Genomic DNA, 6296 nt, shown 5'->3' with positions numbered 1-6296 from the left:
TGACCCTACCCCTAACGTGGCCTATGTGAGGTTCGCCATTTAATGTAGGAGGACCTTCAACAAATCCAAGCCTAGGTCTGCCTCTTTTAGATGCCTTAACTAACTCAAGTAACTTTATCTGCTCCCATCTTCTCCTCACACTATCCTCAAGATCCTTTGGTTTGAACACACCTGTTAGCTCTGACAGCGTGATGTCCACTGGTTCGCTCGCCAACTTCTCCTCAAGATGGGCAAAAGGCGCTGTTTTAAAGTCTTTGGCCCTTATATGCCCGAAAAAAGTCTGCTCGCCAAGAAGCTCGGCAGACCAGCTGCTAAAATTTTGCTTGCCGCAGACTCGATATCGTAAGAAACGTATTTGTGCTCGATCTCAAAACCAGATTCCCCGCGTTTTAGGATAGCGTAGCAAGCTTCTGGTCGCCCAGACCTAGGTTGACCGATGGAGCCTGGGTTAAAGATCATACCCCTTCCTGAGCGCCAAGAATATGGTATGTGGGTGTGCCCCATACCTATCAAATCAACACTCTCTCTGGTTAGGTAGATGTCAAAGAAGCCACTGTGGGTCTCTGGGTATACGTATTCGCTTATAGGGTCATCTGGGCTGCCGTGGACGAGAAGTGTATTTAAGCCTGCTATGTTCAGCCGCGCTCTATCAGTCAAGTTCGCTAGAAAACGTAGGTTTTCAGGTTTGATAACGCTTCTAGTCCACCTTATAGCTTTTGCTGCTGCTTGATTAAACCAAGAAACATCACCTGTCAGCACGGCTAGATCGTGGTTGCCTAGGATGCAGACCTCAGACCTCTCCCTTACCCACTCAACCACTTCATTAGGGTTAGCGCCGTAGCCCACAACATCCCCAAGGCAGTATATCGGCGCATCTGGTAGCGTCGCCTCAACCGCTTCTAAAGCTTCGAGGTTGCCGTGTATATCTGATATGAAGACCGCTTGCATCAGAGGATTAGAGTGTTAACACCGCTTTAAGTCTTAGGTGCTTTAGCCGATATTTTAGCTTGGAGTATATGCTTCCCATCATCGGGGTGGCGTGTGTTTTGCAGTATCTGCAGGGTTGTCTCATTCCTCTTCAGAACACCGTTCAACGCGAAGAACCAGACTGATGCTGGCATTATGAGCTGTGTATCAGGCTCCTCTATATTGATCAGCTTGGTCAACGGATCGAATCTGACAGAGCTCTCTTCACCCAGGCTCTGGGTTAGTAGGTTGATTAGTATGGGTAGGTTTATGTCGAGGGGTTTGCTGAAGATGGATATGTGCATAGCGTTTTCGAGTTCCTCGATGAACTTTAACCCGATCAACCCTATGAGTTCTTCATCTTGGATGGTTGAGGCGACAGCCCTAATGAACGCTTGATTCACGCTATCGGGGTCGAGAAGCTCGAGCGCATCCTCCCCATCCTTCAAGGATAGGATGGTTGAGAGGGTGTGGAGCGGTGTTGAAATAGACCAAAGCCTCTTAAACAACCCTGTAGAGATTACCGAATTGACCTCTTTGGATGGTATAAGGACACCTTTACCCATAACCTGCTCTACTATAAGTACTGAATGCTCGTCAAATAGGAAGATATCAAACCCAAGCGGGTATCTAACCACCCTAACATCAAAACCTAGTGGAAGATCGCCTCCGTGCTCATCTTCACCATAGCTCCAGAGCCTAATTATCTGAACCTTTATGTCGTTGAGCTTAGCGTTGAGAAGAGCTTCTTTACACGCGCCGAGTACCCTAACCCCCCAGCTACCTATCATGCACCTTATGGATGCTCGAGATAGGGCTATCATCTCAGACACCTTTGTGGCTAAAGCGTTCGCACCCACCCCTTGGTATTTGTAGTCTACGAAGTCAGTCGGCTTCCTCACCTCCTCATACCTCTGCTTGAGCTTCGCTAGTTCCTTTTTCATAGCTTTTACCCGCTTCTCTTCGAGCAGTAGTAGGTTCTCAAGCGTTTCTTCCGGAGGCAGGGCGCGGCACCTCACAGGCTTCTTATCTAAGAGCTCAGCCAACCCCTTTCTGACCAGTGTCTTAACTACCGCATACGCCTTTGTGCGCGGGATCTGAGCGTGGTAGGCGACCTCGCTTACCGTAAGAGAATCGTGTTTAAGTAGAGCTAGATAGGCTCTAGATTCGTACTCACTCAATCCAAATTCTTCTAACCCCGATCTGCCTCCCATCGCTGTCACCCGCTACCCTGTCACCGTGGTGACTCTATCTGTCGGTACAATCCCGATAAAAAAAGAGGTCGATAATGTTAAACAAGGTGCTTAAAATGTCCGAATTCGTATCCAAATGGACTAAGCCCAGTGGCGGTGGGTTCGGAGAAAGAGTGCGCGAAGCTGTGCGCCCTCTTGGTCCGCTGAAGCCAAGGCTGGAAGCAGCTGTTAGGCAGATCCAGATTCAAATCTCTAAGCTGGATGCTACCTCGCTGAAGTTGAAGGAGAGGGACGCTGCGATCTTCAATAGGGTAGTGGCCGCTATACAGAAGCACGACATGCAGCACGCAACGGTCTTCGCTAACGAGCTCGCTGAGATCAGAAAGATGAATAAAATGGTGACGTCAGCGAAGCTCGCGTTGGAGCAGATAGTACTTAGGCTTAACACGGTGCAGGAGCTTGGTGACATCGTTGTAACGCTTGCTCCAGCGATGGGCGTCATAAGAAACATAAAGAGCGGTCTGGTATCTGTCTTGCCTGAAGCCGAGAATGAGATCAGCGAAATAAGCAACCTGCTCGGGAGCATATTGGTAGATGCTGGTCAGCTCGGCGCAGCAACAATCAACTTTGAGGCCGCAAACGAAGATGCTGAGAGAATACTAGCCGAAGCCTCAGCAGTCGCTGAGCAGAAGATGCGTGAAAAGTTCCCAGACCTACCTACATCCGTAAAGACATCCGACACGCTTGAAGGCATAAGCTAAGAGACAAGGGCATCGTAGATGAAACCCACCACAGCTACAAATGTGGTTCGTGGTGGGTCTTCTCACATCTTTTTGTTTATTTTCTGTTTGCGTGGTGGTGTTAGATGCTTACTGGCTTGAGAAGGGTTGTGGGGTTTAGGAGGAGAGGGTTGAAGGAGAGGATTGGTGCAGCTATTCTAAAGATTGAAGAGGAAAGGCATCAACTACACTTGCTAAAGAGTAGGTTAGAGGCGAGAAGGCAGGCTCTGGTAGATGCTCTTGAAAAGGCGCAGGAGTCAAATGATGCTGTGAAGATTACCCTTTACTCAGATGAGTGTAATGAGTTGAGGAAGGTGATAAACGCAGTTTCTTTATGCGAAGTAGCCTTAACCCATATCATCACACGCTGTGAGAGCATCCGCGATATAAATGAAGCTATGAGCCACATGTCTACAGCAGCAACAATCATAAAGCGGCTTTACGGCGAAGAAGATCTTACACCAGCCCTTGAAAACATAGCTTCAGAAGCAACCAAAACACTATCAGAGGCGTTAGCAGATCTAAGTAACCTGTCCTGTGGCTTCTACTTTGACCCAAATGGTAGTGTGGAGGGTCTTACTGAGGACGCTGAGAGATATGCTCTGCATCTAGCCAGCGAGATAGATGAGTCTTTACCCTCTTTTCTACAGCAGGCAAAAGGAGATACCATCTTCCAAAAGATGCAGACCTTAACCCAACTTACCGAGTCGGATAAAGTTGGCTACGATGTTACCAAGGGTAAGGTGAATAGTAAAGTTGAGGAGAAGGTTAGAAGATTCTTCGCAGAAAGAGGCGAATACAACATCATAGAAGCCGCGGTCACTCTGAACCTACGTATCAACATAGTCGAGCAGATCGCCCTAAAGATGATCAGCGAAGAAAGCGTCCCCAAACTAGCACCGGAGGTGGCCTAGAAGGTTGTCAGCTGCGCAAGAGTTAGAGGAGGCTGCGCGAAGATACGCTGCTGAAGCCATTAGACTTGATTCTCAAGGCGCTAGAGGGATGGCTATACAGATGTATCAGAAAGCTATCCAGACGCTCATAACTTTAGCGAAGATCTACCCAGACTATAACCTCAACAGACTCTACATCGAGCGTGCCAAAGCCTATCAAGAGCGGGTAAAAGCGTTGCAGGGTCTAAGTGATGGACAGAATGGCGCGGAAGATAGCGTAGCAGCACCAAAGATCGTAGAGTCACTTAAGGCGACATTTGACGATCTTGTGTTGCACGAAAAACCGAAGGTGACTTGGGATGAGGTTATAGGGTTAGAGCAGGCTAAGCAAGCCATAAAAGAGTGTATAATATACCCGGTTCAGCGCCCAGACCTCTTCCCACTAGGTTGGCCTAGAGGTATACTACTCTACGGTCCACCTGGCTGCGGCAAGACTATGTTAGCTGCTGCGGCTGCCGCTGAGATTAATGCCACGTTTATGACTGTTGATGCAGCGTCAATTATGTCAAAGTGGCTTGGTGAGGCTGAGAAGAATGTTGCACGACTCTTCCTTACTGCACGTAGCATAATCGAGAAGGAGAATACGCCTGTCATCATCTTCATAGATGAGTTGGATTCTTTGCTCGGAACACGCAACCAAGAGGTTGGGGGCGAGGTTAGGGTCAGAAACCAGTTTCTGAAGGAGATGGATGGTATAGCGGATAAGGGTAAGCACCTCCACCTCTATGTTATAGGTGCGACGAATAAGCCTTGGTCTCTTGATTGGCCTTTCGTAAGAAGGTTTCAGAAGCGTATCTACATCCCCCTACCTGATGCTGCTGCACGTGTGAGCATGTTCCGATACTACACAGCACCCTTAAGGCTCGACCCGTCGATTAAGCTTGAGGAGTTGGCGAAGTACACCGAGGGTTATACTGGGAGCGATATAAGGGATGTTTGTCAAGCGGCTCAGATTAAGGTGGTTACGGAGCTCTTTGAAAGCGGTAAGGCGAGTGATAAGTCTGCTCAACCTAGGGAGATAACACTAGCAGACTTCAAAGAAATACTGCGCACCAGAAAGGCTAGTGTCTCCAAGGAGATGATAGCCGCCTACAATAGCTGGTCTGAAAAGTTCCAAGCACTCTAGCGTTGAAAGGTAAGTTTAAGGAGCACATAGGACTAAGATCACGTGGGGATGGCTAGCCTAACATTTACCAAGATACCGAGCCTAACCTCACCCTACTTGATCATAGGGTTATCTGGCTGGACAGATGCCGGTATGGTTGCCTCAAGATCAGCAAGCTACCTCGTAAAGAAGCTCGGTATGGTCAAGTTCGCTACTATAGAGGCTGATGAATTCTATAACTTTAACATAGAGCGCCCAACCACCGTCATAAAGGGCGGTTTGATAGAGGAGTTCAGCTTCAAATCAAACGACCTATACTACTCACTAGGGATAGAGCGCGGCGAGAACATAGATCTGATCGTGCTTACCGGCTCCGAGCCTCACCTAAGGTGGGCTAAATACAGTAAAGAGATCATAGACCTATCGGTCAAGATGGGCGTTAAATTCTGCTACACGCTCGGCGGCCTTGTGGATCGAGTTCCCCACACACGCCCACCCCTAATCTCAGCCGTGGTAAACGATGCATCGCTACCCCAGCTTCTAACACGTAAGAATCTCAAGATGATCGACTACGAAGGTCCTGCGAGCTTCTACACCTACCTACTCACCCAGCTACGAAAAGAAGGGATATTCGGGGTAAGCCTCTGGGGGCACGTGCCTCAATATATAGCGTACGCAGATGCTAACACAAGCCTACACCTACTTAGACGCCTCTCAGACCTTTTAAGCACAAGGTTCGATCTTACGGAGTTAGAGCGTGAAGCACACAGGTTAAGAGAAACTCTGGATAAGGAGGTAGCCCAAGACCCAACACTAACAAGCCTAGTGAGGAGCCTAGAGTTAGAGTACGATATGCGCAGCGGACCCAGCTACATCGGTTAAATGATCATCTTCGTCTGCGCTTCTGCTTAGAAGCGGCTTTCGTCTTCTCTCTGCTACGTCTACTTTAGGATGTTCTTCGACGCTAACCTTATGTCAGAGGCGCGCACGGTCTTTCTACCAGCATGTGTAGCCAGCTCAACCGCTTGCTGAGCTATCTTAACAGCGGTCTCCTCCAGAATTACTCTAAGCTCCTCAGCCGCTTCATCACTAACCCTCTCAGCACCACCCTTCTTGATCAACCTATAAACAGCAGCCAAACCGAGCTCCTGTTCAGCCAACATTCATCACCTTAGCTCAGAACAACACCCTATTTAACTCTAAAGCTAAATTAGGGTATAGAAGCGCAGGCTTTAAGGAGGTCTTTTTCATGAGTTAGAGTAGATTGAGTGAGCCTGAGACATTAAGTATTAGGGTCCCT

8 protein-coding genes are annotated in these 6296 nt (G+C 48.4%); 4 read left to right on the top strand and 4 right to left on the bottom strand.

Features of this window, described 5'->3' with window-relative positions; genetic code table 11:
• The 3 genes from HA494_04025 to HA494_04015 all read right to left on the bottom strand — a co-directional run.
• Positions 1-214 (bottom strand): hypothetical protein (locus HA494_04025; GenBank protein NHV96938.1); only part of this gene is annotated, 214 nt, incomplete at its 3' end.
• A gap of 47 nt (positions 215-261) precedes the next feature.
• Positions 262-948 carry a metallophosphoesterase family protein gene (locus tag HA494_04020; protein NHV96937.1) on the bottom strand — a complete coding sequence of 229 codons (687 nt, stop codon included), beginning with the start codon at positions 946-948 and terminating at the stop codon, positions 262-264.
• A gap of 26 nt (positions 949-974) precedes the next feature.
• On the bottom strand, positions 975-2180 hold the full coding sequence (locus tag HA494_04015; GenBank protein ID NHV96936.1) for a TrmB family transcriptional regulator: 1206 nt from the start codon (positions 2178-2180) through the stop codon (positions 975-977).
• 95 nt (positions 2181-2275) lie between these two features.
• Here HA494_04015 and HA494_04010 point away from each other — a divergent pair, with 95 nt between their 5' ends.
• The 4 genes from HA494_04010 to HA494_03995 all read left to right on the top strand — a co-directional run bounded on the left by HA494_04010 (position 2276) and on the right by HA494_03995 (position 5878).
• Positions 2276-2920: a hypothetical protein gene (locus HA494_04010; protein ID NHV96935.1), complete on the top strand. Its 645-nt coding sequence runs from the start codon at positions 2276-2278 to the stop codon at positions 2918-2920.
• Between the two features lie 104 nt (positions 2921-3024).
• On the top strand, positions 3025-3852 hold the full coding sequence (locus HA494_04005; protein NHV96934.1) for a hypothetical protein: 828 nt from the start codon (positions 3025-3027) through the stop codon (positions 3850-3852).
• Between the two features lie 88 nt (positions 3853-3940).
• Positions 3941-5017 carry an AAA family ATPase gene (locus tag HA494_04000; protein ID NHV96933.1) on the top strand — a complete coding sequence of 359 codons (1077 nt, stop codon included), beginning with the start codon at positions 3941-3943 and terminating at the stop codon, positions 5015-5017.
• Between the two features lie 48 nt (positions 5018-5065).
• The gene (locus HA494_03995; protein NHV96932.1) at positions 5066-5878 is read left to right on the top strand and encodes a PAC2 family protein; all 813 of its coding nucleotides are present in this window, start codon (positions 5066-5068) and stop codon (positions 5876-5878) included.
• Positions 5879-5937: 59 nt separating this feature from the next.
• Here the strand turns inward: HA494_03995 and HA494_03990 are convergent, their stop codons facing one another.
• Positions 5938-6156, bottom strand: a complete 219-nt coding sequence (locus HA494_03990; GenBank protein NHV96931.1) for a histone — start codon at positions 6154-6156, stop codon at positions 5938-5940.
• Positions 6157-6296: the final 140 nt, after the last annotated feature.

The sequence above is a fragment of the Nitrososphaerota archaeon genome, assembly GCA_011605775.1.
Lineage (GTDB): Archaea > Thermoproteota > Nitrososphaeria > Nitrososphaerales > JAAOZN01 > JAAOZN01.
This window is presented reverse-complemented; position numbering and strand designations above follow the sequence as displayed.

Excerpts from the sequence above, each read along its gene's own strand:
- HA494_04020 (NHV96937.1), bottom strand. The coding sequence starts at position 948 with ATGCAAGCGGTCTTCATATCAGATATACACGGCAACCTCGAAGCTTTA.
- HA494_04015 (NHV96936.1), bottom strand. The coding sequence starts at position 2,180 with ATGGGAGGCAGATCGGGGTTAGAAGAATTTGGATTGAGTGAGTACGAA.
- HA494_04010 (NHV96935.1), top strand. The coding sequence starts at position 2,276 with ATGTCCGAATTCGTATCCAAATGGACTAAGCCCAGTGGCGGTGGGTTC.
- HA494_04005 (NHV96934.1), top strand. The coding sequence starts at position 3,025 with ATGCTTACTGGCTTGAGAAGGGTTGTGGGGTTTAGGAGGAGAGGGTTG.
- HA494_04000 (NHV96933.1), top strand. The coding sequence starts at position 3,941 with ATGGCTATACAGATGTATCAGAAAGCTATCCAGACGCTCATAACTTTA.
- HA494_03995 (NHV96932.1), top strand. The coding sequence starts at position 5,066 with ATGGCTAGCCTAACATTTACCAAGATACCGAGCCTAACCTCACCCTAC.